Here is a 25368-nt window from a genome sequence, read left to right on the forward strand (position 1 = left end):
CTGATTGTGCATTCCATGAGAGTTCATCGTTTTGTCACCCGCCTGGCCCTCATGCTGGCGGTCAGCCTGCCGGCGATGCCGTCGATGGGAGCGGACGATGCGTTCAAGTCGTTCAAGCAGCTCGACAGCACCACCAAGATGCCAAAGCTCAAGGCCTTTTCACCCGACTTCGGTGAGACGCTGAAACCGCCGGTCGCGAAAAACATCGTCTTCGAAGCCAAGCTGACAGGAAACGGCGATCCCGTTCAGCAGGGTCTCTCCTGGCGCGTCTTCAGCCCGATTCCCGCCGACGACGGCAAGCTGCCGCTCGTCGCGAGTTCCGAAGGCGGATCGGCCGACTTCCAGCTTTCGCCCGGCGACTATTTCGTCAACGTTTCGTTCGGCCGTGCCGGCGCCACCAAGAAGCTCACGGTTCCGGAGAGCGGCGACGTCGAAAAGCAGGTGCTGGTGCTGGATGCCGGCGGCATGCTGCTCAACGCCGTCTCGGGCGACGACACACGCATACCGACGACCGACCTGAAATTCAGTGTCTATTCCTCGGAAACGCAGGAAGACGGCGAGCGCGGGTTGGTGATGGCCAATGTCAAGCCGAACACTATCGTGCGGCTCAACGCAGGGACCTACCACGTCGTTTCGGAATACGGCTCGGTCAATGCCGTGGTGCGCGCCGACCTGAAGGTCGAAGCCGGAAAACTCACTGAAGCGACGATCCAGCACCGCGCCTCGCAGATCAGCTTCAAGCTGGTATCCGAAGCCGGCGGAGAAGCGATCGCCGATACCGCCTGGTCGATCCTCACGGGCTCCGGTGACGTGGTCGCCGAAAGCGTCAGTGCCTTCCCGGTCATGGTCCTCGCCGAGGGCGGTTATACGGCGATCGCCCGTAACAAGGACAAGATCTACCAGAAGGACTTCACCGTCGAAGCCGGCCACAACATCGACGTGGAACTGATCCTGAACTGACGCGCCTGCCGCGGCGCTCCCGCTCATCCCAAACCGCACGAAAGAAAACCGGCGGGCTCCGAAGAACCCGCCGGCGCTCATTCGCGATCGCGTACCAATCAGGCGCGGGCGTTCTTCGCCTCGACCTTGCGCTTGACGTCGGGCGCCGTTGCTTCCCACGAGAGCGCCGAAACGGCCTCGTCGAGCGACATCGACACCTGCTCCTGCGATCCGAGGCGACGGATATTGACCGTCCGCTCTTCCGCCTCGCGCTTGCCGCAGACGATAATCACCGGAACCTTGGTCACCGAGTGCTCGCGGACCTTGTAGTTGATCTTCTCGTTGCGGAAGTCGGTCTCGACCGTCATTCCGGCCTCGCGCAGGGCTTCCGCCACTTCGTTGCCGTAAGCGTCGGCATCCGAGGTGATCGTCGCGACGACCACCTGGACAGGCGCGATCCAAAGCGGCATGTGACCGGCGAAGTTCTCGATCAGGATGCCGAGGAAGCGTTCCATCGATCCGCAGATCGCCCGGTGGATCATCACCGGTTGGGTCTTCTCCGAGTTCTGGTCGATATAGAAGGCTCCGAAGCGTTCCGGCAGGTTGAAGTCGACCTGGGTCGTACCGCACTGCCATTCACGGCCGATCGCGTCCTTCAGCGTGTATTCGAACTTCGGCCCGTAGAAGGCGCCCTCACCCGGCAGGATGCCAGTCTTGATGCGACCGCCCGACTGTGCCTCGATCTTCTGCAGGACGTCCATCATCACGCCCTCGGCACGATCCCAGAGATCGTCCGAACCGACGCGCTTCTCCGGACGGGTCGAGAGCTTCACGACGACTTCGTCGAAGCCGAAATCCTTGTAGACCGAGAGGATCAGGTCATTGATGCGCAGGCATTCGGCCGCCATCTGCTCGTCGGTGCAGAAGACGTGCGCATCGTCCTGGGTGAAGCCGCGAACGCGCATCAGACCATGCAGTGCGCCGGACGGTTCATACCGATGAACAGTACCGAATTCCGCAAGCCGGACGGGAAGTTCGCGGTAGGACTTAAGGCCATGCTTGAAGATCTGCACGTGACCCGGGCAGTTCATCGGCTTCAGTGCGAAGACGCGATCGTCGTCGGTCTCGTCCCCGCGACCGTCACCTTGAACATGTTGTCGCGATACCAGCCCCAGTGGCCGGAGATTTCCCAAAGCGACTTGTCGAGCACCTGCGGCGCGTTGACCTCCTGGTAAGTGCCGGAAAGCCGGCGACGCATGTAGGAGACCAGCGTCTGGAACATGCGCCAGCCCTTGCCGTGCCAGAACACGACGCCGGGACCTTCCTCCTGGAAATGGAAGAGATCCATTTCGCGGCCGAGCTTGCGGTGGTCGCGCTTTTCGGCTTCGGCCAGGATGTGCAGGTAATTGTCCAGCTCTTGCTGCTCGGCCCAGGCGGTACCGTAGATGCGGGTCAGCATGGGATTGTTCGAGTCACCACGCCAATAGGCGCCGGCGACCTTCATCAGCTTGAAGGCCGTTCCGATCTGGCCCGTAGAGGCCATGTGCGGGCCGCGGCAGAGGTCGAACCAGTCGCCCTGATAGTAGATCTTGAGGTCCTGATCTTCCGGGATCGCATCCACGAGTTCGACCTTATAGGCCTCACCCTTGGCGGCGAAGACCTCCTTGGCCTTGTTGCGTGGCCAGACTTCCTTTGTGAACGGCTTGTTGCGCTGGATGATCTCCTTCATCTTCTTCTCGATCTTCGGCAGATCGTCGGGCGTGAAGGGTTCGTCCTTGGCAAAGTCGTAATAGAATCCGTTCTCGATCACCGGACCGATCGTCACCTGGGTTCCCGGCCAGAGCTCCTGCACGGCCTCGGCCATGACGTGGGCGGCATCGTGACGGATCAACTCCAGCGCGCGCGGATCACTGCGGGTGACGATTTCGATCTTCGCACCGTCGGTGACCGGATCGGCAAGATCGGTCGTCACCCCGTTCAGCGTGACGGCGACAGCCTTCTTGGCCAGCGACTTCGAGATCGACTCGGCGACGTCCCGACCGGTCGTGCCGGCAGGAAAGCTGCGCTCGGAGCCATCGGGAAATGTGAGGGAAACGGAAGCAGACATGATGTTCTCCTTATCCAGTCCCGCCAACGAATGCGGGTGGTGAAAGGGCCGGATTCGACCGGCCGTAACGTCGGCGTGATATCGGGAAATCGGCCGGGAGTAAAGGCGATTGCCGGCTAGTCGAGCCAGAAGCGCTTCGCCTCTTCCGGCAGGCCGGAGAGCGCCTGTTCCATCACGGCCGTACCGAGCATTTCGCGAAGAACGGACGCCACAACGCCGATCGCGTTCTCGGTCGAGAAATTGTGGTCAGGCCGCAGGGCCTTCACCTCCAGCGTCATCGCCTCCCTTGTACCGAAGGTCTTCCGCGGCTCGTGAAGGTCCCAGTCGCGAATGAAGAGCGCGCGCAGACAGGCAGGCAGCATCTGCGCAAAGGCAATCGCGTCCGCCGGCTCCAGACGTCGCCGGAACGTGCGAAGCACGCCATCCACCATGGTGAAGGCCTGGTTGCTGGTGGCGAGGCCGGCGCGGTCGCGCACGGCGGTCAGGAAGTTCTCGAAATCCCGCGTAGCCTGCCGGTATTCCATTGGAACCGTCATGACGCAGCGTCTCCCTCTCTCACGGCGCAGCCTCACGCACGTGTGCCACCGCCGTCTCTCAGCGATTGATGTCCGAGCGGTGCAAACCGGCCCGCCAATAACGCCACGGCGCCCACCAGCGAAAGCGCTCGTCCAGCCTCTCCGGTACGGGATCATAACCCCAGGTGCCGCCTGGACCACACCGTCCGACCCGGAAGAGCGTCAGAAACCCACCCGCCCAAAGGCCGTGCCGGGCGATCGCCTCGTAGCCGTATTCCGAACAGGTCGGCATGTGGCGGCAGGAATTGCCGACGAAACCGGAGAGCGTCAGTTGATAAAGGCGGATGAACCCCATGCCGAGGAGCCGGCCGGGCGTCCTGGCGAATGGGCCGGACCAGTTGCGCGAGCGTCGTGTTTGATACCCCCTCTGTCACTTCGTGACATCTCCCCCTCAAGGGGGGAGATTGGAGAAGATGCCACAGTATCCGGCTCCTTCCTTTCGTCATCTGACGCTGAACAGTTCTTGCACATGATGCGCTACGCTCGCGCGACTTGGCGAGTTTCGCCCGCGCATGGAACACCCGATCTCCCCCCTTGAGGGGGAGATGTCACGAAGTGACAGAGGGGGTAAGCTTATCGGTCAAGATCAAGCCTCTACCGCTTTCGTCTGCTTCGCCTCGATCTGTTCGATCGCGTCCACCACGGCGTCGAAGGTCAGCATGGTGGAAGCGTGCCGCGCCTTGTAATCCTTCACGGGTTTCAGGAACCGCATGTCCTCGAAACGACCTGACGGTCCGTCCCCATCGGCCTTCAGCATCGCAAGCATGTCTTCCCTCGCCCGGCGAAGCTCGTCCGCCGTCGCGCCGACGACGTGGCGCGCCATGATCGACGACGAAGCCTGTCCGAGGGCGCAGGCCTTCACCTCATGGGCGAAATCGGTGACCACACCGCCATCCATCTTCAGGTAGACCCTGACCTTCGAGCCGCAGAGCTTGGAGTGCTTTTCGGAAACCGCATCGGCATCCGGCAAGGACCCTATCCGCGCGATATTGCCGGCAAATTCAAGGATCTTGCTGTTGTAAATGTCGTCCATGCGCTATCGAACCTTAGAATACGATGCTAGAAGCGGCCCGTTCCGGGCAACTGTCGACGCCACGGTAACAGTGTGTCGCACCGTCGTTCCTTCACATGCCGCGTCGGGCTCACTATATAAGAAGTGCAAACGCGGTCCAAAGAAAACAAGTGCCTTGTCGCGTACCGCCACGGACAATCGAGAGATATGGGCTTGCTATCATGAGCCGAGTTACGCATTTACAGGCTGGAAGAACACAAGACCCCGTCGGGCCGTCGACGGACCGGGAGACCGAAGGCATGGATGCATTCGCCAAGAAACTGTCGCAGGAGAGCACTCGGCCGACCCGCGAGGAAGCGGAGGAAGCCGTTCGCGTGCTGCTGCGCTGGGCCGGCGATGACCCCACCCGCGAAGGATTGCTCGACACTCCGAAACGCGTGGCGAAGGCCTATAGCGAGCTTTTCGCCGGCTACGATGCCGATATCGACGACGTGCTGGGCACGACTTTCGAAGAGGTCGCCGGCTATGACGATATCGTGCTCGTCCGTGACATTCCGTTCTTTTCCCATTGCGAGCATCACATGCTGCCTGTGATCGGCAAGGCGCACATCGCGTATCTGCCGTCCGGCCGCGTACTCGGCCTTTCCAAGATCGCCCGCATCGTCGAGGTCTTCGCCCGCCGTCTGCAGACACAGGAAGCGATGACTGCGCAGATTGCCGACGCGATCAACCAGGGCCTCAGCCCGCGCGGCGTCGCCGTCTTCGTCGAAGCCGAGCACATGTGCATGGCCATGCGCGGTGTCCAGAAGTCCGGCTCCACGACGCTCACCACCACCTTCACCGGCAGCTTCAAGGACAGCGCCGCCGAACAGGCGCGCTTCATGTCCATGGTGCGTGGCCGCTGACCGCCTTAAACCCTCCGGAAGACAGGTCATGACCATCATCTTCGAACGTCCCCCGGCAGACAAGGACGCGCTGGAGGCGGACGGCGCTTTCACGCCGAAATTCGACGCCAACGGCCTCGTAACCGCTGTCGTGACCGACGCGAGAGACGGCGAGCTTCTGATGGTCGCCCACATGAATGCCGAAGCGCTCGGCCTGACGCTGGAAAGCGGGATCGCGCACTATTTCAGCCGCTCCCGCAACAAGATATGGAAGAAGGGTGAAACCTCCGGTAATCTCCAGCACGTAAGGGAAATGCGCGTCGATTGCGATCAGGATGCCGTCTGGCTGAAGGTCGAGGTCGCCGGGCACGACGCGACCTGCCACACCGGCCGTCGCTCCTGCTTCTACAGGCGTGTGTCCTCGGCCGGCGGCGAAGCTCGACTTGAGATAACCGATCATCACCGGCATTTCGATCCAGACACGGTCTACGACGACGCGACAAAGGGCTGACTTCGACCAGCAACGGCACAACGGCGCCCTTTCGCTAAACGATTTGGTAAGTCTCCGGTGCGTTAATCGAAGCATTGGGAGCGTTCAGCTCGAGGTGTGCGTAAATGCTGAACTGGAATATGAGGAACAATCCGTCTGCTGCCGGGACTGGCCAGGGTAGCGGCCAGGAGCCGATTGTCGTGGATCCCGGCCCTGTTCCCTCACCACCAAAGAAGGCACCGATCGCGCTTGCGCTCGGCGGCGGCGCCGCCCGTGGCTGGGCCCATATCGGCGTGCTTCGCGCACTCGATGAAGCAGATGTCGAGGTCAGCATGATCGCCGGCACGTCGATCGGTGCGCTGGTCGGCGGCTGCTATCTCGCCGGCAAGCTCGACGAACTCGAGCTCTTCGCACGCTCGCTGACGATGCGGCGCATCGCATCCCTGCTCGACCTCACGATCGGCGGCGGCGGCTTGCTCGGCGGCATGCGCCTCACCAAGCGGATGCAGGAGCATCTCCAGGGGCTGGCAATCGAGGATCTGCCCAAGCCCTTTGTCGCCGTCGCTTCGGAGCTCAACACCGGTCACGAGGTGTGGATCGACGGCGGCCCGCTGATCACGGCCCTGCGCGCCTCCTACGCCCTTCCCGGCATCTTCGAACCGGTTCTCTGCAACAACCGCACGCTGATCGACGGAGCACTGGTCAATCCGGTGCCGGTTTCGGTCTGCCGCGCCTACGAGCAGCCGCTGGTCATGGCGGTAAACCTCCACTACGACCTTTTCGGCCGGTCGGCCGTCGTCAAGCACAAGGCCGGTGAAATGGTGCCGCCGGAGGGCGAGACACAAAAACATCACGGCCGTCTCGGCATGACGGGCGTCATGGTGCAGGCCTTCAATATCATCCAGGACCGCATCTCGCGCGCGCGGCTTGCCGGAGACCCGCCGGATCTCGCGCTGCAACCGCGCGTCAACGACATCGGCCTTTCGGAATTCCACCGCGCCGGCGAAGCGATCGACCGCGGCTACGAGGAGGCAAAGCTCCGCATTGGCGAGTTGAAGCGAATGCAGGACTCCTTCGCCCGCTGAACGCCGCCGAGGACCGCCGTTATCCGGCGATATAGGCCTTGATCTGTTCCGCTTCGTTTTCGATATCGCGGATACGGGATTTCACCACATCCCCGATCGAAATGATCCCGGCGAGCTTGCCGTCCTTTTCCACCGGGACGTGACGGAAGCGCCGTCCGGTCATCACTTCCATCAGTTCGTTGACCGTCGTGTCTTCGCTGCAGCGATGCACGTTCTTGGTCATGACGGCGGCCACAGACTGGCTCAGGCTGATCGATCCAGTACGGCCGATCGCACGCACCAGGTCGCGTTCGGTGAAGATTCCGGCGATCTGCCCCCCGGCATCGCAAACCACGGCGGCCCCGATATGGTTTTCTTCCAGGATACGCGCGGCGTCGGCAAGGGTTGTATTGGGGCCGATCGTAACGACGTTTCGGCCCTTCTCTTCGAGTATGCTCCTGACCGTTGCAGACATGGCTCCTCCTTTTCCAGATCGCTGGCATTCAACGGCCCGTCACCAGCCCCTCCCGGCGGCGGCGAACCATTGAAAAATGGTGCCCTTATTCAACGAAGTTTGCAACAAGTTCGACGGCGCGGCCAACCCTGCGAAACAATGGGTTTGCGCCGCCGTCTCTCCAAACAGGCTCAATCGCGCCGCTGCGGGCGATCGAAGACGGCAAACCCAAGGAAGCCGACGAGGAATCCGCCAATATGAGCGTCCCATGCGACGGCTCCGGAGAGCGCACCGACCAGCGGCATCCCGATCGCGATCACGAGGTTGCCGAAGAGCCAGACCGCGATGAACACGACCACCGTCCGCTGCCGGAGCGCTGTCAGTACCGAAAGCCTCGGAAGCGGCCGATCGGGCTGAATGCGAACCGATCTGCCCGGTCCGAAGGCGAACCGGCACGCGGCCCCCATTAGTGCGGAGATGACGCCCGACGCGCCAATCATCAATGTCGGCTGCCCCCAGTTTACCAAGGCATGCAGCAGCGCTCCGCCAGCGGACGACACCACCCACAGAGCCGCAAAGCGCCACCCGCCGATCCGCCGCAGCACCGGCGTGCCAAAGGCCGCCAGCCACAGGCCATTGAAGGCAAGGTGTTCGAGACTGCCGTGAAGGAAGGAGTATGTCAGCGGCGTCCAGAGCCACTCGTAACCCTGCTCGGAAAAGCCGTAGACGTAGCGCAGCGGCGAGAAGCCGAACTCGATGACGAGCCATTCGGCAAGATTCGGCGACAACAATGTCGATTGCACGAAATAGATGACGGCAAGCCCCGCGAGACAAAGCAAGATGCCGGCCGGCATGTTGAAGACCGGCGCGCGCCTGGAACCGTCCTCGGGGGAATCGCCGCCCGGCCAATCGTCGCCCGAGGGCCGTGTCGGCATTTCATCCATGTCAGGCATATCCCTGTGAGCGCTCAACTACCCGGAGCCTTATCGCAGACAGAGGGCAAAAAAAAGCCGTCCGGCTGATATCCGGACGGCCAATCGAATGCACGGGAAAGCCGCGCCCGACAGTTGGTGCCGAAGGAGGCCCTTCGAAATCAATAGGCACGATGTGCCACAGCCATAATTAGCATGCAATCAAGTTTAGAAAACAAGATTAACCGCGGCGCCCTCAGCCCTCCCGCTACGGATTGGCATAATATTCGCAAAACTTTCTGTTAACCGCTCGCAGGTAAGGATTTAACCATAGCTGAAGGGTCAAGAATCGACACCATGTTCACGTCGCAGGCATCCCAGACCGGTAGTGCAGTTTCTCCCGCCGGGCGTCGGGCCTTCCAGCGTGTCAGCGTCAGCCTTCAGGGACGGCTGATGCTCGCCAATTACGACGAGTACGTTTGTCAGGTCGTCGACATGTCGCCCGGCGACGTGCGATTCGCCTGCGCGGGCCGGCCGGCTCCTGGCGAAAAGGTCATCGCCTACATCGATCACCTCGGGCGCCTGGAAGGCAGCACGATCAAGCTCACTGAAGACGGCTTCGTCATGTCGATCGTGGCCACAGGCCGCAAACGCGAGAAGCTTGCCGCACAGCTCACCTGGATCGCCAACAAGCACGAACTCGGCCTGCCAGAGGATCGTCGCCACGATCGCCTGACACCACGTCAGACCCGGACCGAACTCGTCCTGGAAGACGGACGGCGCTATCCTTGCCGCCTGATGGACCTGTCGCTCTCCGGTGCGGCGGTCGACATCGACATTCGCCCGCCGATCGGAACGGCGGTGCGCATCGGCAATATGCGCGGCCGGGTCGTCCGCCACTTCGTCGAGGGTGTGGCAATCGAGTTCCTGACCCTACAGTCCCGCGAAGCCCTGACCGAATTTCTCTGACGGACGGTAGAGCCTTGCGCTCCCGCGGCTTGACCACCGACCAGAGCTCGCATTCCCGCCACTTTCGATTACGCTGAAGAAATTCTGAATGCGCCGGCGTGCGCGCGTCATGCGGTTCCGCGCGCAAAACTGCCTCCCACGTCGCGTAAAGAACGCCGCAAGCTCGGGCCGGCCGTCAGAGCGGCCGCAGCGAAGTCGGCCGAAACCCGGCACCTCATCGGAATTTCTCTTTTCTTTTCAGCATCATGCCATACGACGGCGACCATTTCGGCGCGATGCGGGGCAGCAAATACGTACAATTTTACGAAAAATTTCGTCAAATACATCTACAATTTTATTCTTATTCAATTCTATTTTTCGTCCGATTATACTCAAGTAATCCGCGTATTTTACTTCGCGTTTTTGCGCGGAGTAAAACCGCACCTGTCATTGTCTTCCCAACACGGGGAGACGAAAAATGACCAAGAAAAGAAGCCTGAGCGTTGGAGTTTTGATAGCTCTGCTGAGCAGCGCCATCGCGCTGCCGGCCGCAGCAATGCCGTCGAACATGAACGTGGTCGGCAAGGCGAACCCGCCGATCGGGCATTACGAGTTCTGCCGCAGCTACCCGGACGAATGCCGCAGCAAGACCGGCGATACCGGTCCGGCCGCTCTGACCGAGGACGCCTGGCGAACCATTCTCGACGTCAACTACACCGTCAACTCGTCCATCGAACCGATGACGGACGAAGAAATCTACGGTGTGGAAGAGCGCTGGGCCTATCCGCGTTCGGTCGGAGACTGCGAAGACTACGCACTTCTGAAGCGCAAGCTGCTTATCGACCGCGGCTTCTCTCCGGCCGACCTGCTGATGACCGTCGTGCTGCAGCCGAACGGCGAAGGTCACGCCGTCCTGACGGTTCGCACCGACCGCGGCGACTTCATTCTCGACAACATGCGCAACAAGGTCCTGCTCTGGTCGGACACGGAATACACCTACCTGAAGCGCCAGTCGGCAGACGATCCCGGTCGTTGGGTCAAGCTGCAGGACGGCCGCGCAACCGCGGTCGGCAGTGTCGGCTCCAACTGACGCCTCGATCACAATCCGGTTCGGTCATCCCCCGTCCCTTGACCGAACCGAAGGCCGGTCCCGCCCCGCGGGGCCGGCTTTTCCTTTTCAGCTGCAACCGGCGCCACTGCGCATTGCGACATTTACCCGCCATTAACTATCAGTCGACTATCCGTTGGTTGTTACATCATTCGCAGCGCCCGATGCGCCTCGCCTCCGACGGCCGGCGAACGTCTCCTCCAGTTCCGCGTGACAGACCCTATCGACGACTGCCGGCGGACGGAACGAGAGATGAAAAAGTCGGCTGCACCCGAACACGCCACCGAACACTTGCCGCTGATCTCCAATCGGTTCGTCTATATGGCGACGGCAATGGTCGCATTTCTGGCCCTGCTCTCCGTCGCCATCAACCTCGGCGGCCGCAAGCTCGGCGCCGAAATGGCACTGGCCGGACACAGCGACAGCACACAGGACTTCCTTGTGACGATCGGGCAGGACCACCTCCGCCTCGTCGCCAACACGCTTCGATTCGAAACCCAGCGCCGCGATGGCCCGGCGGAGCGCGCCGACCTCTACTTGTTGTGGCCGGAAATGTCGGGGTATCGCAGCGAATTGCGGACGCGGTTCGATGATATCACCCGGTCCGACGGGCTCATCTTCATTCAGCTGTCGCAAAGCACGATGTCCCGCGACATGTCCGGCCGCGTGGAGCCGATCTACAGTCACCTGTTCGACGGGCCGGCGGAGAAGGGGCTGTACGGCCTCACCCTCCACCGCCTGAAATCCGACGCCGGCTATGGCAATGAGGTCCTCCTTACGGCACCGCGACCGGGCGGGCCCGACTTTGCCGTGCGCTGCCTGCTTCCTGCCGCGGGCACTCCCGCCAGCAGTGGTGACTGCCAGCGCGACGTCCACGTCGGACGCGACCTCAGCGTCCTCTACCGCTTCTCGAGCAGTCTTCTTTCCGACTGGGCCGAGATCGACGACGCCGTCCGTCGCTACGTCACCGCACGGATCGACGCGGAGCCGCAACTTCCATCTAATTCTCCTAAAATTCCCGAGAATCCGGCAAGAAATGATTCATTATAAACCTCTTGGTAAGGCTACCGCCGTAAGCTCCGGCAAATTGGTCGCGTGGGGGCGCGCCCAAATTGTCCTGGTCAGCATACGAAGAGTTTCGCGGTGAAAAATATCAAGAATTCCCTCGACTTGATGTCCATCTTCTCGGCGTCGGTGCGCAAGGTGGCTCTGGTGGTCATGGCGGTCGCGGCACTGTCATTTGCCTCTTCGGCGCCAGCGAGCGCGGCTCCCACCTATGCTGGGATCGTCGTCGACGCGAAGACAGGCAAGGTCCTCTACAGCGAGAACGCCGACAGCCTGCGCTATCCGGCCTCGCTCACCAAGATGATGACGCTTTACCTGACGTTCGAGGCGCTCGAATCGGGCAAGATCAGCCTCAGCAGCCGCGTTCCCGTCTCTGCCAATGCCGCTGCGGAACCGCCGTCCAAGCTCGGTGTCGGCGCCGGGCGCTCTGTGACTGTCGAGCAGGCGATCCTTGCGCTCGTCACCCGTTCCGCCAACGATATCGCAACCGCGCTCGGCGAGTATCTCGGCGGCTCGGAGACACGTTTTGCCAAGATGATGACCGCAAAGGCCCGTAGCCTCGGCATGAGCAAGACGACCTATCGCAATGCCAACGGTCTGCCGAACACGGCCCAGATGACCACGGCGCGCGACCAGGCACGCCTCGGTATCGCCCTGCGTCAGCATTTTCCGCAGTATTACGGGTATTTTTCGACCCGCAGCTTCAAGTTCGGCAAACAGGTCATCGGCAATCATAATCGCCTGCTCGGAGCCGTGCGCGGTGTGGATGGCATCAAGACCGGTTATACCCGCGCAGCCGGTTTCAACTTGGTGACGTCCGCACAGGCTGACGGCCACTCGATCGTCGGCGTCGTCATGGGCTCCTCCTCCGGGGGCAAGCGCAACGAGACGATGAAGCAGCTGGTGCTTCGCTATCTTCCGAAAGCGTCGCGGTCCGGCAATGGCGACTTTGTCGTCGCTCGCAGCGAGTCGACGATCGCTCCGGAAGCGGCTGTTCCGGCAGCGCCTTCGGCGGCCATTGCATCCGCGTCCGCAGCCGCTGTCGATCTTCCCTCGCGTGGCCCGCTTCCGGAAATCCGTTACCAGCCAGCCGGCATGCAGACCGCATACGCAAGCACGGGCGGCACAAGTCCTGCTCTCGAAGCGGTCACCGCCCCTGTCGCCGCTCCGCCGGCCGCAAGTCTCCCTGTGCCGGCGCCTGCCCCTGCCTACATGCCCGAATCGAGCCTGAAGACGGCACGCATCACCAACGAGCAGGCGTCTCTTGAGCCGGTGGCGGCGCCTGCGCCCGCCGCCGAAGAGATCGACAACACCGTCACCGCTTCCACTCCGAAGATACCGTCGGGATGGGTTATTCAAGTCGGCGCTGCCGCCGACAAGAAGCTGGCAATGGAACTTCTGCGCAAGGCGCAGGACAAAGGCGGCAAGGTATTGCGTTCCGCCTCCCCCTTTACCGTCGCCTACAGCAGCGGTTCCGAACAGGTCCACCGTGCGCGCTTCGGCGGGTTCGCCGACCAGAAGACGGCTGTCAACGCCTGCAAGGCGCTGAAGAGCAAAGGATTTGGCTGCTGGGCTTCCCTGCAGTAAGCAGGAGGTCCGTCGGCCACCTCGAAATGTAGTGAGTACGAGGTAGCAGACATGGCATCGAACGAGAACCGCTTCGGCCTCTTTCCCCATGGCGGAGAGACGAGAAGGCCGTATCGTCCAGCACTTCATCCGCTTCATGAGGCGGCAATGCGGATTGCCGACCTCGGGCTCGGCCGGAAACGGTCGATGACCAAGGACCTGATCGGTCTGCTGCTCTGCCACGGCGCGCGCGCCTGGCGCTATTCGCAGCCCGAGACCAATATCCACCTGCATGTCTGCGCACCCGGAGGCCGGGCGCCGGTGGTGCTGAGGCTCCGCTGACCCGACGCAATCGACCACGGCCGGTACAACGGAGACCCGCGATGCCCCTTTACGCGCTAGGAAATTTCGTCCCGAAGACGCCGACCCAAGACCGGTTCTGGGTTGCACCGGATGCCCATGTGATCGGGCAGGTCGAGCTCGGGCTTGATGTCGGCATCTGGTTCGGGTCGGTACTGCGCGGGGACAACGAGCCGATCATGATCGGCGACGGGACCAATATCCAGGAAGGCGCAATGGTGCACGTCGATCCGGGTTTTCCCGTGCGGATCGGTAAGGGCTGCACGATCGGCCACCACGCGATCATCCACGGCTGCACGATCGGCGACAATTCGCTGATCGGCATGGGGGCGACGGTGCTCAACGGTGCCAGGATCGGCAACAACTGCCTGATCGGTGCCAACGCGCTGGTGACCGAGGGAAAGGAATTCCCCGACAATTCGCTGATCGTCGGCTCGCCGGCGCGGATCGTTCGCACGCTCGACGAGCGGGCCTCCGCGGGCCTCAGGCTCTCGGCGGAGAACTACATCCGCAACTGGCAGCGGTTTGCTCGCGAGCTGCGGCCGCTCTGAAGGGGCACTTGTCGCCTACCCTCAGCTACACTGGCGGCAGAGACCGCGGATCTCGATGGTCGTCTTCTCCGCCTTGAACTGTTGTCCCTTGGCCCATTCGGAGAGCCGATGGTCGATCGAGTGGTCGTGAAACTCGGTGACGCCGCCGCAGCTGTTGCAGATCGCGAATGCCACAGTGCCGTGGCGGCAGCAGTCCTGCGCCGGGTGGGAGCAGGCAACGAAGGCGTTGATGCTCTCCAGGCGGTGAACCAGCCCGAACTCCACCAGCTTCTCGAGCGCGCGATAGACCTGCAGCGGTGCACGAAATCCGTGGTCGCGCAGCCGGTCGAGGATCGTATAGGCCGACATCGGCCCTTCCGATTTCATGAGCGTGTCGAAAACGAGAGACTGGTTGCGTGTCAGTTGCGGTGTCGTCATGCTCTCCTCCGCTCAGCGGCCTGCGGTTTCGCCGGCCCGCAGCCTGAACGGCAGCAGGCTTGCGAGGAACAAGATAGTCGCGGCAACAACGATCGACGGTCCGGACGGCGTGTCATAGGTCAACGATCCGAACAGGCCGCCGGCGACGGCAAGCGCGCCGATCAGCGAGGCGAGCACGGCCATGATCTCCGGCGTCGACGAAAAGCGGCGTGCGGCGGCAGCCGGAATGATCAGCAGTGACGTGATCAGCATGATGCCGACGATCTTCATCGCAATCGCGATCACCAGCGCCATCAACAGCATGAAGGCGAGCCGCGACCGCTCGGGATTCATTCCTTCAGCTTCCGCAACCTCGGGATTGACGGTCGCCGCAAGCAGCGGCCGCCAGAGCCAGACGACGAGAGCCAGCACGACCGCGCCGCCGCCCCAGATGACGGCGATATCGGTGGGCGTGACCGCGAGAATGTCGCCAAAGAGGAAGGCGATGAGATCGAAGCGGACCCAGGACATGAAGGCGACCATGACGAGCCCGACCGCGAGCGTCGCGTGGCTCAGTATGCCGAGAAGCGCGTCGGCCGAAAGCGCCTGACGCCGCTGCAGGAGAAGAAGGACCAGCGAGACTGTGACGGCCACTGCGAAGACGCTCGCCATCAGGTTCACCGAGAAGAGCAGTGACAGGGCGACACCGAGCAGCGCGGAATGCGCCATCGTGTCACCGAAATAGGCCATTCGGCGCCAGACGACGAAGCAGCCGAGCGGCCCGGCGGTCAGTGCAAGACCAATGCCGGCGATCAGCGCGCGGGTGAAGAAGTCGTCAAGCATGGCGGCCGCCCCTTCTCTCTTCGCCGTGTGCCGGGCCGCTGGCAGCCTCATGCTGATGGGCGCCACCATGATCGTGGTCATGACCGTGATCATGATGATCGTGTCCCGCGTGGCCGTGATGACCGTCGCCGGGATAACAGTGTTCCGTCACCGAACCGTCGGCATGGAGTACCCGCCCGTCCGGCAAATGGGTATGGTCGTGTTCGTGACGATAGACGGCGAGCGTACCGGCCGCTCTTGCCCCGAAGAGACGCATATATTCCGGGCTCTGGCTGACATGGGCCGGCGTGCCGCGGCAGCAGACATGCCCGTTGAGGCAAATGACCGTGTCCGTCTCCGCCATGACGACATGCAGGTCGTGCGAGACCAGCAGGATGCCGCATCCGGTGCGGTTGCGGATGGAGGTTATGAGGTCGTAGAGCGCGATCTCTCCGGCGAAATCCACCCCCTGGAGCGGTTCGTCGAGGACCAGCAGGTCGGGCTTGCGGGCGATCGCCCTTGCCAGCAGGGCGCGCTGGAACTCACCTCCCGATAGGTGCTGGACCTCGGCACCCGCAAGATGGGCGATGCCGACGGCATCCAGCGCTTCGAGGATATCCCGTTCGGAAAGCCTGCTCGTCAGCGTCATCAGTCGACGTACGGTGAGCGGCATGGTCCAGTCGACGGCGAGCTTCTGCGGAACATAGCCGACGGTCAGGCCGGTCTCTCGCGCCGCCTGCCCCTCGTCAGGCCGCAGGACACCGATCGCCATCTTGGCGCTGGTCGATTTTCCCGATCCGTTCGGCCCGATCAGCGTCACGATCTCGCCGCGGTGAACGGCGAAATCGACGCCGCGGACGAGCCAGCGACCGTTACGGCGGACTCCGGCGCCGGAAAGACTGACGAGCGGCTTGCCGCCCGGTTTGGCAGAATGAAGCATGGTGACCCGACGTTTTGCTGTTGCGAACGGCTATGACACACGTTATAGCATTACGCAATTGATGTAATAACATTACATACCGTTCGCAAGCTGGAGTCACGAAATGAATCAAAGCCTCATCCGCGCGGCAGCATCGGCCGCCGCGCTGCTCGTCATGCCGTCCCTCGCCGCAGCCGAGGTCCGGGTCGTCGCCTCGGTCAAGCCGATCCATTCGCTGGTCGCCTCGATCATGCAAGGCGCGGGAGGGCCCTCGCTTATTGTGAGCGGCGCCGCTTCGCCGCATACCTACTCGTTGAAGCCATCGGACGCGCAGAAGCTCGAGGATGCCGACGTCGTCTTCTGGATCGGACACGATTTCGAAGCCTTTCTCGACAAGCCGCTCGAAGCACTGCCCGGCGACGCCAGGGTCGTCGCCCTGAGCGAAACACCCGAACTCATCAAACTTCCCTTTCGCGAGGGCGGCCCCTTCGAAGCCCATGACGACGGCGACCATGAGGACCACGCGGCCGAGGCGGGCGGCGAGGCCGAACACCACGACGACCACGAGCATGGCGGCATTGACATGCACCTGTGGCTCGATCCGATGAACGCCAAGGCGATGGCCAAGCAGATCAGCGATACCCTCGTTGCGGCCGACCCCGCGAACGCCGACATCTACCGGAAGAATACCGAAACGCTCGACAAACTGCTCGACGCGCTCGACAAGGAAATTGCCGCCACCGTCGAACCGATCAAGGACAAGCCCTTCATCGTCTTCCATGACGCCTACCAGTATTTCGAAAACCGCTATCATGTCCGCGTGGCCGGCTCCGTCACGGTCAGCCCCGAAACGATGCCGGGGGCCGAGCGCCTTTCGGCAATACACGCCAAGATCGGCGAACTCGGTGCGGCCTGCGTCTTCGCGGAACCGCAGTTCGAGCCGAAACTGCTGAACGTCGTCACCGAAGGCACCGCCGCAAGATCCGGTGTCCTCGATCCGGAAGGCGGGGCACTCACCGAAGGCCCAGCTCTCTATGGCGGCCTCCTGCGCGCGATGGCAGCCTCGCTCACCGAGTGCCTTTCCAAGTAATCCGTTGAACCAGACGAGGGCGGATGGCGACATCCGCCTTCTTTGGCTCTCAACTTGTTATAGTATTACATTTTTACAGGTAGGACATTCTATGAACAAGCTCCCCGTCACCGTTCTCTCCGGCTTCCTCGGCGCCGGCAAGACGACCCTGCTCAATCATGTGCTGCGGAACCGCAGCGGCCTCAGGGTTGCCGTCATCGTCAACGACATGAGCGAGATCAACATTGATGCCGCGCTGGTGCGGGACGGCGGCGGCGCCCTGTCGCGTACCGACGAACAGCTCGTGGAAATGAGCAACGGCTGCATCTGCTGCACGCTGCGCGGCGACCTGTTAAAGGAGGTGCGCGATCTCGCCGCGCAGGGCCGCTTCGACTACCTGCTGATTGAGGCGACCGGCATCGCCGAGCCGTTGCCGATCGCGGCTACCTTCGAGTTTCGTGACGAGGACGGCAGGAGCCTCTCCGACATCGCCCGGCTCGACACCATGGTCACCGTCGTCGATGCAGCGAACCTCCTGCGTGACTATAGCTCCTCCGACTTCCTCGTCGAGCGTGGCGAAGCGGCCGGCCCGGAGGATAATCGCACGATCGTCGACCTGCTGGTGGAACAGATCGAATTCGCCGATGTGGTCGTGTTGAACAAGGTCTCGCTTGCGAGTGAACAGGACCGCGATACCGCACGCAAGATCATCACCGGCCTCAACGCCGATGCCAGGATCATCGAGGCAGACTTCGGAGCGGTGGCGCCGGGCGACATCCTTGGAACCGGGCTCTTCGACTTCACCCGGGCGGAGACGCATCCACTCTGGTTCAAGGAGTTGCACGGCTTCAGAGACCATGTGCCGGAGACCGAGGAATACGGCATCTGTTCCTTCGTCTACAAGGCACGCGCGCCCTTTGATCCGGTCCGGTTTCAGGCTTTTCTCGACAGCCCGTGGCCCGGGGTCATTCGCGCCAAGGGCTTCTTCTGGCTCGCAACCCGGCCGCACCATGTGGGCGAACTCAGTCAGGCCGGACCGCTCGTCCGCACCGGCCGGATGGGGCTCTGGTGGGCGTCGGTGCCGCGCGCGCAGTGGCCGGACGATCCGGAGTTTCTGCGCGCAATGACGCCCTTCCTCGATCCCGTCTGGGGCGACCGCCGGCAGGAGCTCGTCTTCATCGGATGCGATCCGATGCGCGAGGAGAATATCCGCGCCGAGCTCGACGACTGCCTCGTTCCTGCAGAAGGTTTCACGCCGGAGGCGTGGCGCAACCTGCCCGATCCCTTCGCCTCCTGGACGACGCGTGCCTAGAGGCGCGCGTCACCCTGCACGCCCGGCTCAGAGAGACGAGACGACGCCCTTCTGCCGCAGAAGATCGAGAACGATCTCTGCGGCGGCCTCGCCCGGCGCGGTCTCGGTCTTCATCCTCATCCAGACTTCATCGAAGCCTGCAAGCATGGCCTTGCGCTCGAGGGTGTCGGAGGAAAGCCGCTCCAGCCAGCGGACGAGCGGACCGGGCCGCACCGCATCGTTCAGGTATTCCGGGACGACAGGATAGTCGGCGATGATGTTCGGCAGGGCCGCGGACCAGACCTTGATACGGTTCCTCATGAGCGTGATCAACCAGTCCGCCTTGTAGGCGGAGACGGTCGGTATGCCGGCGAGCCCGAGCTCCAGGATCACCGTGCCGGACGCCGCCAGCGCGACATCGGCCGCTTCGAAGGCCCGCCACTTCTCCACCTCCCCGAGAAGGATCTCCGGCTTCACGGCCCACGTATCGGTGATTGCGCGGATCCGTTCCACCTGCTTCGGGACAGCCGGCAGCAGAAGACGGGCCGGGCCGTTGCGCTCGACGAACTCCCGCACGACTTCGCCGAAGATCGGAAGGAGTGTCGTGACCTCGGCCTTGCGCGATCCCGGCAAGAGGAGAACCGTCCGCCTCGCGCCTTCGACAGGAGTGCCTCTGGCGATGCGGGCGGCGCGGGTCTCGACGAGCTTCGGATAGGCCGTCAACCGGTGACCGACGAAGCGGGTGTCCGGGCCACCGAGCCGCTCCATCACCCCGGGTTCGAAGGGCAGGATGGCAAGCACACGGTCGACGTAGGCGAGCATGTCGCGGGCCCGGTATTCCTTCCAGGCCCACACGCTCGGGCAGACATAATCCACGACCGGCAGATCGGGCAGAGCCTTGCGGACCTTCTTCGCCACGCGATGGGTGAAATCAGGGCTGTCGACGATCAGGAGCAGGTCGGGCTTTTCGGCGATGATCGCCTCGGCCGTCCACGAGATGAGCCTGATGAAGCGTGGCAGCCGCGCGAGCACCTGAGTCAGCCCCATCACCGACAGTTCGGAGAAGTCGAAGAGCGAGGTGAGCCCCTGCCCCTGCAACGCCTCTCCCCCGACACCGACCAGGTTCACCGGCCCCGGATACCGCGTCTTGAGCGCTGCCACGAGATCGCCGCCCAGGAGATCGCCCGAAACCTCCCCCGCGATGACGGCGATCTTGAGGGGCTTTGCGCTCACATCAGCTCTCCCGGCAGACCAAGATCGATCCCGCAGACGAAGATTCCGGCCGCGTCTGCGGCCTCCAGCACCGCCGCCCGCTCGATCACGAGCGCACGGCCCGCCTCAACGGCGATGCCCGCAAGTCCGGCCTTCACGGCGTTCTCGACCGTCGATCGACCGATTGTCGGCAGGTCGGCCCGGATATCCTGCTGCGGCTTGCAGAGTTTCACAAGCACGCCCTTGCGGTAGCTCGATATGCGGCCCTCAGCGCGAAGCCGGGCGACGCGTGCCAGCATAGCGTCCGTCCCCTCAACTCCCTCAAGCGCCACGATGCGGCCGCCGACGCTGACGGCGCCCTGCCCCACATCGAGCCGTCCGAGCGCCTCCGCAGCCTCGGCGGCCCGGGCGATGTCGCGCATGTCGTCGCTCGACGGCTTGATGCTGCCGAGCGGCCCGGTTTCGGCCAGCAGATCAGGAGCAATTTCGTGGGCGCCGAGCACCTTGCAGCCCTGCGCCTCGATCAACGCGATGACCATCTTCAAGACAGCATCGTCGCCGCCCGCAAGCAAGGTCTTCACTGCCATCGGCAGCTTCATCAGCGAGCGCAGGTTGACGTGGATGTCTCGAAAGGCCGGGCGGCGCTTGACGCCACCGGAAAGCACCACGCGGCCGATACCCTTCGCTTTCACGAGGCGGGAAAGCCCGGCCATGTCGCCAACGCCGATCACTGCGCTGTCGAAACCGTCCCATACCTGGTCGGATTCGTTACTGAGCCGGAAGATGAAGGGATCCTCGCCCGCCTCGCGGGCGGCTTCCGCTACGAAATGCGGAAGCATGCCGCTGCCGGCGACGATCGCCAGCCGACCGTCATCCTTTCCGGCAGGGGCTGACATCGCCGTCAGTTCTTTCCACGGAAGGGCGAGGAAAGCGCCCGGTCACTCTCGGCGGCGATGAAATCCAGGATCTCGATCACCTGCGGACAATCGAGATATTCCTCGCGAATGGCCGCAGCATTGGTGCGCGCAGAACCCTCACCTTCGAAGATCTGCTTGAAAGCGCGACGAACACGGTGGATGACCGCGCGCTCGACACCGGCGCGCGTCATGCCGACGACGTTCAGGCCGCCGAGCACGCCCGGGTTGCCGTTCAGCATGCCGTAGGGGATGACGTCGTAGCTAACCGCCGACAGTCCGCCGATGAAGGCGTGACGGCCAACGCGGGTGAACTGGTGCACGGCCGAACCGCCGCCGAGGATCGCCCGGTCCTCGACCGTGACGTGGCCCGCCAGCATGACGTTGTTCGACAGGATGATGTGATCGCCGAGCTTGCAGTCGTGGGCGACATGCGAGTTGGCGAGGAAGAGGTTGTTACTGCCGACCACGGTCTTGCCGCCGCCGCCGACCGTGCCGGCATTCATCGTCACGCCTTCACGCATCGTGCAGTTGTCGCCGATCGAAAGCGTGGTCTCCTCGCCTTCGTGATGAATGCTCTGCGGCTCGCCGCCGATGACGGCGCACGGAAAGATGCGTGCGTTGCGGCCGATCGTCGTAAGCCCCGTCACCGAAACGTGCGAAAGCAACTCGCATCCGTCGCCGAGCGCAACCTTCGGGCCGACATGGCAGAACGGCCCGATCTTCACGTTTTCGCCGATGACCGCGCCGTCCTCGACGACGGCGAGCGGATGGATGACGGCGCTTGCTGCGATGCCGCTCATTTATCGTCCTTGCGCATGATCATGGCGCCGATATCGGCCTCCGCTGCAAGCGCGCCGTCGACCTTGGCCTCGCAATGGAACTTCCAGATGTTGCCGCGCTGCTTCTGTTTCACGACGTGGAACTCGACGCGGTCACCGGGAACGACAGGCTTACGGAAGCGCGCGTTGTCGATCGTCATGAAGTAGACGAGATTACCGCCCTCGCCCTGCTTGCGTGCGCAGATCGCACCCGCCGTCTGGGCCATGCCCTCGACCAGCAACACGCCCGGCATGATCGGAGCATCGGGAAAATGGCCGGTGAAATGCGGCTCGTTTGCGGTGACGTTCTTGATGCCGATCGCGGAATTGTCGCCGTCGATCTCGATGATCCGGTCCACGAGCAGGAACGGATACCGATGGGGCAAAAGTTTCATGATCTCGAGGATATCCGCCGACCCTAGCGTCGGCTTCAAGTCTTCAACCATTCTTGCCCCCTTTCTCCTTCGCGCGGCTGTCGGATTGACCGAGCATGGCCGCCACGTCGCGCAAATAATCCTTGAGCGGCCGAGCCGGCACGCCCCCGTAGCGTTCGCCGGGCGGGACGTCCGAGAGGACGCCGCTCATCGCCGCGATCTGGGCGCCGTCTCCAATCGTAATGTGCCCATTGACGCCGCAGGCACCACCGATCATCACGCCGTCGCCGATCTTCGTGCTGCCGGCTATACCGACCTGGCTCACGATGCCGCAATGGCGCCCTATCTGGACGTTGTGGCCGATCTGCACCAGATTGTCGATCTTGGTGCCCTCGCCGATGACCGTGTCGTCCATCGTGCCTCGGTCGATCGTCGTGTTCGCGCCGATTTCGACGTGATCCTGAATGATGACCCGTCCGACTTGGACGATCTTCAGCATCCCGCGCGGACCCGGCGCATAGCCGAAGCCATCCTGCCCAATGCGGGCACCGTTGTGGATGATGACGTTGTTGCCGATCAGCGCCGCGAGAATAGACGCACCGGAGGCGATCGAACACTCGCGCCCGATACGCACGTGCTCGCCGATCACCGCGCCGGCACCGATCCGCGTCCCGCTGCCGATCTCAACATGGGCGCCGATCACCGCCATCGGCTCGACGACGACACCCGGCTCTAGTCTTGCCGTCGGATCGACGAACGCGGCCGGTGAGACGCCTTCCGACGTCCCGGCCGTCGTAAGAGGCCGCATCGCCTTCGGATGCAGGATCGCGCCCGCCATTGCGAAGGCCGTGTGCGGTGTCTTCGTCAGAAGGACGGGGACATGATCGGGAACGAGAGAGCGCAGCGCCTTGTCGCACAGGATCGCTGAGGCCTCGCAGGTCTGCAACTCATCGCGGTTCTTGCGCGACAGGATGTAACAGATCTGGCCCCGTTTCGCCCGGTACACGGGCGAAACGGAGTGGATCAGTCGATCTGCGTGATTCTCGTCTTCGAGTTCCGCCCCGATCTGCGCAGCCAATGAAGCCAGGCTTATGCCGTCATGGGGCGGGAAAAAATACTCATGCTCCATAAGCCATAGCCCCAGAACGTATTACTGCCTGCAGTCCGGGAGCACTCAACTCAGAACTGGTTCGCCATGCTGAAGCGGAAGTTCTGAACCTTGTCGAAGTCTTCCTTGACGACCGGCACGGCGTAATCGAACCGCAATGGCCCGAACGGCGATACCCAGACGATACCGGCACCGACGGACGCGCGCCACGACAGGTCCGTTCCGACGGCACCTGCGCTATTGGCAACGTCGTTGCCGTAGAGCGTACCGGCATCGGCAAAGACCGCACCGCGCAGGTTGAAGTCCTGCGGAATGCCCGGCATCGGGAAGCTCGCTTCAGCCGAAGCCGTAAAGTACGTCGTACCGCCGAGCGCATCGCCGTTTGCCATACGCGGGCCGATACCGCTGCTTTCGAAGCCACGCAGGTCCTTGCCGCCGATCATGAACTGGTCGAAGACCTTGAGCGATCCATCGGTCGAGACCACGTGGCCACCACCGAGCGAGACCGAACCGATGATGTCCATCTCGTCGGACAGACTGTGGAAATAACGGAAGCGTCCGTAGATCTTGTAGAAGTCGGAATCGCCACCGAGGCCGGCATATTCCTGCGTGACGTTCAGGTACATGCCTTCGCGCGCGATGATGCGGTCGTCCAGCGTGTTGTAGACCCAGGTATTGCCGATGATCGACTGCTTCCACGGGCTGCCGTCCACCAAATCCTGATAGGGAGCCGAAAGCGCTGCGTATTCCGAAGCGCTCGCGCTGTAGTCGATCTTCTTGTAGGTATACTTCAGCGTCGTCGCCAGATCTTCAGTGATCGGCGCCGTCACACGAACGGTACCGCCCTGCTCATCGTAATCATAGTTGTCATTGCTGCTGGTCGAGTTCTTGAAGAGATCGAAGCCGGCTGCGAGGCGGTAACCGAGGAAATACGGCTCGGTGAATGAGAAGTTGTAGCTACGGGCATTCTGGAAGCCGCCACCGGCCGCCAGGCGGATGAACTGGCCGCGACCGAGGAAGTTCTTCTCTTCGATCGAAGCTTCGAGCACGAAGCCGTCACCACCGACGGAGTAGCCGGCGCCGATACCGAACGAACCGGTCGGCTGATCCTCGACTTCCACGACGACGACGACACGGTCCGGAGCACTGCCCGGCGCAGTCGAGATATTGACCGTCGTAAAGTAACCGAGCGCTTCAAGACGGCGCTTGGCAGCCGAAATGGTTTCCTGGTTGAAGGCGTCGCCTTCACTGATGTCGAACTCGCGACGGATGACGTAGTCACGCGTACGGGTGTTGCCGCGAATCTCGACGCGTTCGACGTAGGCGCGCTCGCCCTGATCGACGAGATAGGTGACGCCGATCGTATTGTTTTCGAAATTGCGGTCGCCGCGCGGGACGACGCGCGCAAACGGATACCCTTCCGACGAGACGCGACGGGAGATCGCCTCCATCGACTTCTGAACATCCTTGGCGCTGTAGGTGTCGCCGGCACGCGACTCGACGTAGCGCTTCAGTTCTTCGCCATCGACGCCTTCGACGGTCGATTCGACGTTGATGTCGCCGAACTTGTAGCGCTCGCCTTCATCGACGGTCAGCGTAATCGTGTACTCGTTGCCGGCCTCGTTCAGGGACACATCGGAGGAAACGACGCGGAAGTCGGCATAGCCGTGATTGTAGTAGAACTGGCGCAGCGCCTCTTCGTCGGCGCGCAGCTTGTCCTCGTTGTAAACGTCGCGACGGGTCAGGAACGACAGCATGTTCGAGCGCTTCGTCTGGATGACCGAAGCAAGGCGACCGTCGCTGTAGGCCTGATTGCCGACGAAGTTGATCTGCGAAATCTTGGTGCGCTCACCTTCATTGATCACGAAGGCAAGATTGACGCGCCCCTCGCCCACTTCGGCGACCTGGGTCGTCACTTCGACATCGCTGCGGCCGATCGCGGAATAGGCTTCCTTGATGCGCTGGATATCGGCGGTGATGAGGCTTTCGCTGTAAGGGCCGAGCGACTGCGTCTGCACGACCGTCTGCAGCTTGTCGTCCTTGATTTTGCGGTTGCCGTTGAAGACGACCTGATTGACCAGCTTGTTTTCCACGACGGAAACCACAAGCGTGCCGCCGGAGACGGAAATCCGCACGTCGGAGAAGAATCCGGTCTCATAAAGACGCTTCACGGACTCGTCGATATCCGCATTCGAGAAGCTCTTGCCCGGTCTGATGGTGATGTTGGAACGCACAGCTTCGACACCGACACGCTGGGCACCACGGACATCGATACGCTGAATGACCGCCGCTTCGGCAACAACCGCCGATGCGAGAAAGGCGACACCTGCGCCAGATGAAACAACACCAGCAGACAACGCGACCGCCGATACTGCGTTCAAAAACTTTGAACCAGCCTTCATGTGTAT

General features: G+C 62.5%; 25 protein-coding genes and 2 pseudogenes. 12 read left to right on the forward strand and 15 right to left on the reverse strand.

The genetic code is table 11. From position 1 onward, the window contains the following. The first annotated feature begins 15 nt into the window (after window positions 1-15). On the forward strand, window positions 16-960 hold the full coding sequence (locus H4I97_RS08195; protein ID WP_182307401.1) for a hypothetical protein: 945 nt from the start codon (window positions 16-18) through the stop codon (window positions 958-960). A gap of 98 nt (window positions 961-1058) precedes the next feature. Here the strand turns inward: H4I97_RS08195 and thrS are convergent. The 4 genes and pseudogenes from thrS to H4I97_RS08215 form a co-directional block, all read right to left on the reverse strand. After that, window positions 1059-3046: pseudogene (thrS, locus tag H4I97_RS08200) on the reverse strand (threonine--tRNA ligase). A gap of 116 nt (window positions 3047-3162) precedes the next feature. Further along, on the reverse strand, window positions 3163-3582 hold the full coding sequence (locus H4I97_RS08205; RefSeq protein WP_182307402.1) for a DUF2267 domain-containing protein: 420 nt from the start codon (window positions 3580-3582) through the stop codon (window positions 3163-3165). Between the two features lie 58 nt (window positions 3583-3640). Further along, window positions 3641-3973 (reverse strand): annotated as a pseudogene (gene yidD, locus H4I97_RS08210) (membrane protein insertion efficiency factor YidD); the annotation flags it as partial. Between the two features lie 234 nt (window positions 3974-4207). Then, complete coding sequence (locus H4I97_RS08215; RefSeq protein ID WP_182307403.1) at window positions 4208-4654, reverse strand: iron-sulfur cluster assembly scaffold protein; 447 nt, start codon at window positions 4652-4654, stop codon at window positions 4208-4210. A 278-nt stretch (window positions 4655-4932) separates the two neighbouring features. Between H4I97_RS08215 and folE the strand changes: the two genes are divergently transcribed. From folE to H4I97_RS08230, 3 genes are all read left to right on the forward strand, one after another. After that, a complete protein-coding gene (gene folE, locus H4I97_RS08220; RefSeq protein ID WP_182307404.1) occupies window positions 4933-5538 on the forward strand; it encodes a GTP cyclohydrolase I FolE in 606 nt (201 codons plus the stop codon). A 28-nt stretch (window positions 5539-5566) separates the two neighbouring features. Further along, window positions 5567-6028, forward strand: a complete 462-nt coding sequence (gene hisI, locus H4I97_RS08225) for a phosphoribosyl-AMP cyclohydrolase (protein WP_182307405.1) — start codon at window positions 5567-5569, stop codon at window positions 6026-6028. A gap of 104 nt (window positions 6029-6132) precedes the next feature. Next, window positions 6133-7092 (forward strand): patatin-like phospholipase family protein, encoded by a 960-nt coding sequence (locus H4I97_RS08230; protein WP_182307406.1) that lies wholly within the window; start codon window positions 6133-6135, stop codon window positions 7090-7092. A gap of 19 nt (window positions 7093-7111) precedes the next feature. Here the strand turns inward: H4I97_RS08230 and H4I97_RS08235 are convergent, their stop codons facing one another. Together H4I97_RS08235 and H4I97_RS08240 are read right to left on the reverse strand one after the other, a co-directional pair. Further along, window positions 7112-7546 carry a CBS domain-containing protein gene (locus tag H4I97_RS08235; RefSeq protein ID WP_182307407.1) on the reverse strand — a complete coding sequence of 145 codons (435 nt, stop codon included), beginning with the start codon at window positions 7544-7546 and terminating at the stop codon, window positions 7112-7114. A gap of 170 nt (window positions 7547-7716) precedes the next feature. Beyond that, entirely contained in the window at window positions 7717-8469 is a 753-nt protein-coding gene (locus tag H4I97_RS08240; protein ID WP_342344137.1) for a rhomboid family intramembrane serine protease, read from the reverse strand. A gap of 324 nt (window positions 8470-8793) precedes the next feature. Here H4I97_RS08240 and H4I97_RS08245 point away from each other — a divergent pair, with 324 nt between their 5' ends. The 6 genes from H4I97_RS08245 (at window position 8794) to H4I97_RS08270 (ending at window position 14034) form a co-directional block, all read left to right on the forward strand. Then, on the forward strand, window positions 8794-9405 hold the full coding sequence (locus H4I97_RS08245; protein WP_182307408.1) for a PilZ domain-containing protein: 612 nt from the start codon (window positions 8794-8796) through the stop codon (window positions 9403-9405). Between the two features lie 457 nt (window positions 9406-9862). After that, window positions 9863-10474 (forward strand): transglutaminase-like cysteine peptidase, encoded by a 612-nt coding sequence (locus H4I97_RS08250; RefSeq protein ID WP_182307409.1) that lies wholly within the window; start codon window positions 9863-9865, stop codon window positions 10472-10474. A 270-nt stretch (window positions 10475-10744) separates the two neighbouring features. Further along, window positions 10745-11542, forward strand: a complete 798-nt coding sequence (locus H4I97_RS08255; protein ID WP_244658745.1) for a hypothetical protein — start codon at window positions 10745-10747, stop codon at window positions 11540-11542. Between the two features lie 123 nt (window positions 11543-11665). Next, complete coding sequence (locus H4I97_RS08260) at window positions 11666-13144, forward strand: D-alanyl-D-alanine carboxypeptidase (RefSeq protein ID WP_182307585.1); 1479 nt, start codon at window positions 11666-11668, stop codon at window positions 13142-13144. Between the two features lie 51 nt (window positions 13145-13195). Next, complete coding sequence (locus H4I97_RS08265; RefSeq protein WP_182307410.1) at window positions 13196-13465, forward strand: hypothetical protein; 270 nt, start codon at window positions 13196-13198, stop codon at window positions 13463-13465. Window positions 13466-13506: 41 nt separating this feature from the next. Further along, window positions 13507-14034: a gamma carbonic anhydrase family protein gene (locus tag H4I97_RS08270; RefSeq protein ID WP_182307411.1), complete on the forward strand. Its 528-nt coding sequence runs from the start codon at window positions 13507-13509 to the stop codon at window positions 14032-14034. Window positions 14035-14055: 21 nt separating this feature from the next. Here H4I97_RS08270 and H4I97_RS08275 read toward each other — a convergent pair whose 3' ends face one another. From H4I97_RS08275 to H4I97_RS08285, 3 genes are read right to left on the reverse strand one after another with little or no spacing between them, the layout of a single operon-like run. Continuing rightward, complete coding sequence (locus H4I97_RS08275; RefSeq protein ID WP_182307412.1) at window positions 14056-14451, reverse strand: Fur family transcriptional regulator; 396 nt, start codon at window positions 14449-14451, stop codon at window positions 14056-14058. 12 nt (window positions 14452-14463) lie between these two features. Then, a complete protein-coding gene (gene znuB, locus H4I97_RS08280; protein ID WP_182307413.1) occupies window positions 14464-15273 on the reverse strand; it encodes a zinc ABC transporter permease subunit ZnuB in 810 nt (269 codons plus the stop codon). Then, window positions 15266-16192, reverse strand: a complete 927-nt coding sequence (locus tag H4I97_RS08285) for an ATP-binding cassette domain-containing protein (RefSeq protein ID WP_182307414.1) — start codon at window positions 16190-16192, stop codon at window positions 15266-15268. Before H4I97_RS08285 ends, znuB begins: the two co-directional genes overlap by 8 nt. A 103-nt stretch (window positions 16193-16295) precedes the next feature. On the opposite strand from H4I97_RS08285, the gene znuA reads away from it, so the two are divergent. Both znuA and H4I97_RS08295 read left to right on the forward strand, forming a co-directional pair. Then, entirely contained in the window at window positions 16296-17261 is a 966-nt protein-coding gene (gene znuA / locus H4I97_RS08290) for a zinc ABC transporter substrate-binding protein ZnuA (protein WP_182307415.1), read from the forward strand. Between the two features lie 91 nt (window positions 17262-17352). Next, the gene (locus tag H4I97_RS08295) at window positions 17353-18552 is read left to right on the forward strand and encodes a GTP-binding protein (protein ID WP_182307416.1); all 1200 of its coding nucleotides are present in this window, start codon (window positions 17353-17355) and stop codon (window positions 18550-18552) included. A 27-nt stretch (window positions 18553-18579) separates the two neighbouring features. On the opposite strand, the gene lpxB is transcribed toward H4I97_RS08295, so the two are convergent. The 6 genes from lpxB to bamA are packed head-to-tail and all read right to left on the reverse strand — an operon-like array spanning window position 18580 to window position 25362. Beyond that, window positions 18580-19764 (reverse strand): lipid-A-disaccharide synthase, encoded by a 1185-nt coding sequence (gene lpxB, locus H4I97_RS08300; protein WP_182307417.1) that lies wholly within the window; start codon window positions 19762-19764, stop codon window positions 18580-18582. Beyond that, the gene (locus H4I97_RS08305; RefSeq protein ID WP_182307418.1) at window positions 19761-20639 is read right to left on the reverse strand and encodes an LpxI family protein; all 879 of its coding nucleotides are present in this window, start codon (window positions 20637-20639) and stop codon (window positions 19761-19763) included. The genes lpxB and H4I97_RS08305 overlap by 4 nt, the downstream gene beginning before the upstream one ends. 5 nt (window positions 20640-20644) lie before the next feature. After that, complete coding sequence (gene lpxA / locus H4I97_RS08310) at window positions 20645-21460, reverse strand: acyl-ACP--UDP-N-acetylglucosamine O-acyltransferase (RefSeq protein ID WP_182307419.1); 816 nt, start codon at window positions 21458-21460, stop codon at window positions 20645-20647. Next, entirely contained in the window at window positions 21457-21924 is a 468-nt protein-coding gene (fabZ, locus tag H4I97_RS08315) for a 3-hydroxyacyl-ACP dehydratase FabZ (RefSeq protein ID WP_182307420.1), read from the reverse strand. Before fabZ ends, lpxA begins: the two co-directional genes overlap by 4 nt. Continuing rightward, window positions 21917-22981, reverse strand: coding sequence for a UDP-3-O-(3-hydroxymyristoyl)glucosamine N-acyltransferase (gene lpxD, locus H4I97_RS08320; RefSeq protein WP_182307421.1), 1065 nt, complete (start codon window positions 22979-22981; stop codon window positions 21917-21919). Before lpxD ends, fabZ begins: the two co-directional genes overlap by 8 nt. Before the next feature lie 50 nt (window positions 22982-23031). Further along, entirely contained in the window at window positions 23032-25362 is a 2331-nt protein-coding gene (bamA, locus tag H4I97_RS08325; protein ID WP_182307422.1) for an outer membrane protein assembly factor BamA, read from the reverse strand. Between the last annotated feature and the right edge of the window lie 6 nt (window positions 25363-25368).

It is taken from the genome of Ciceribacter thiooxidans (assembly GCF_014126615.1).
GTDB lineage: Bacteria > Pseudomonadota > Alphaproteobacteria > Rhizobiales > Rhizobiaceae > Allorhizobium > Allorhizobium thiooxidans.

Coding starts and splice junctions, on each gene's coding strand:
- H4I97_RS08195 (WP_182307401.1), top strand. CDS start 16: ATGAGAGTTCATCGTTTTGTCACCCGCCTGGCCCTCATGCTGGCGGTC.
- H4I97_RS08205 (WP_182307402.1), bottom strand. CDS start 3,582: ATGACGGTTCCAATGGAATACCGGCAGGCTACGCGGGATTTCGAGAAC.
- H4I97_RS08215 (WP_182307403.1), bottom strand. CDS start 4,654: ATGGACGACATTTACAACAGCAAGATCCTTGAATTTGCCGGCAATATC.
- folE (WP_182307404.1), top strand. CDS start 4,933: ATGGATGCATTCGCCAAGAAACTGTCGCAGGAGAGCACTCGGCCGACC.
- hisI (WP_182307405.1), top strand. CDS start 5,567: ATGACCATCATCTTCGAACGTCCCCCGGCAGACAAGGACGCGCTGGAG.
- H4I97_RS08230 (WP_182307406.1), top strand. CDS start 6,133: ATGCTGAACTGGAATATGAGGAACAATCCGTCTGCTGCCGGGACTGGC.
- H4I97_RS08235 (WP_182307407.1), bottom strand. CDS start 7,546: ATGTCTGCAACGGTCAGGAGCATACTCGAAGAGAAGGGCCGAAACGTC.
- H4I97_RS08240 (WP_342344137.1), bottom strand. CDS start 8,469: ATGGATGAAATGCCGACACGGCCCTCGGGCGACGATTGGCCGGGCGGC.
- H4I97_RS08245 (WP_182307408.1), top strand. CDS start 8,794: ATGTTCACGTCGCAGGCATCCCAGACCGGTAGTGCAGTTTCTCCCGCC.
- H4I97_RS08250 (WP_182307409.1), top strand. CDS start 9,863: ATGACCAAGAAAAGAAGCCTGAGCGTTGGAGTTTTGATAGCTCTGCTG.
- H4I97_RS08255 (WP_244658745.1), top strand. CDS start 10,745: ATGAAAAAGTCGGCTGCACCCGAACACGCCACCGAACACTTGCCGCTG.
- H4I97_RS08260 (WP_182307585.1), top strand. CDS start 11,666: ATGTCCATCTTCTCGGCGTCGGTGCGCAAGGTGGCTCTGGTGGTCATG.
- H4I97_RS08265 (WP_182307410.1), top strand. CDS start 13,196: ATGGCATCGAACGAGAACCGCTTCGGCCTCTTTCCCCATGGCGGAGAG.
- H4I97_RS08270 (WP_182307411.1), top strand. CDS start 13,507: ATGCCCCTTTACGCGCTAGGAAATTTCGTCCCGAAGACGCCGACCCAA.
- H4I97_RS08275 (WP_182307412.1), bottom strand. CDS start 14,451: ATGACGACACCGCAACTGACACGCAACCAGTCTCTCGTTTTCGACACG.
- znuB (WP_182307413.1), bottom strand. CDS start 15,273: ATGCTTGACGACTTCTTCACCCGCGCGCTGATCGCCGGCATTGGTCTT.
- H4I97_RS08285 (WP_182307414.1), bottom strand. CDS start 16,192: ATGCTTCATTCTGCCAAACCGGGCGGCAAGCCGCTCGTCAGTCTTTCC.
- znuA (WP_182307415.1), top strand. CDS start 16,296: ATGAATCAAAGCCTCATCCGCGCGGCAGCATCGGCCGCCGCGCTGCTC.
- H4I97_RS08295 (WP_182307416.1), top strand. CDS start 17,353: ATGAACAAGCTCCCCGTCACCGTTCTCTCCGGCTTCCTCGGCGCCGGC.
- H4I97_RS08305 (WP_182307418.1), bottom strand. CDS start 20,639: ATGTCAGCCCCTGCCGGAAAGGATGACGGTCGGCTGGCGATCGTCGCC.
- lpxA (WP_182307419.1), bottom strand. CDS start 21,460: ATGAGCGGCATCGCAGCAAGCGCCGTCATCCATCCGCTCGCCGTCGTC.
- fabZ (WP_182307420.1), bottom strand. CDS start 21,924: ATGGTTGAAGACTTGAAGCCGACGCTAGGGTCGGCGGATATCCTCGAG.
- lpxD (WP_182307421.1), bottom strand. CDS start 22,981: ATGGAGCATGAGTATTTTTTCCCGCCCCATGACGGCATAAGCCTGGCT.
- bamA (WP_182307422.1), bottom strand. CDS start 25,362: ATGAAGGCTGGTTCAAAGTTTTTGAACGCAGTATCGGCGGTCGCGTTG.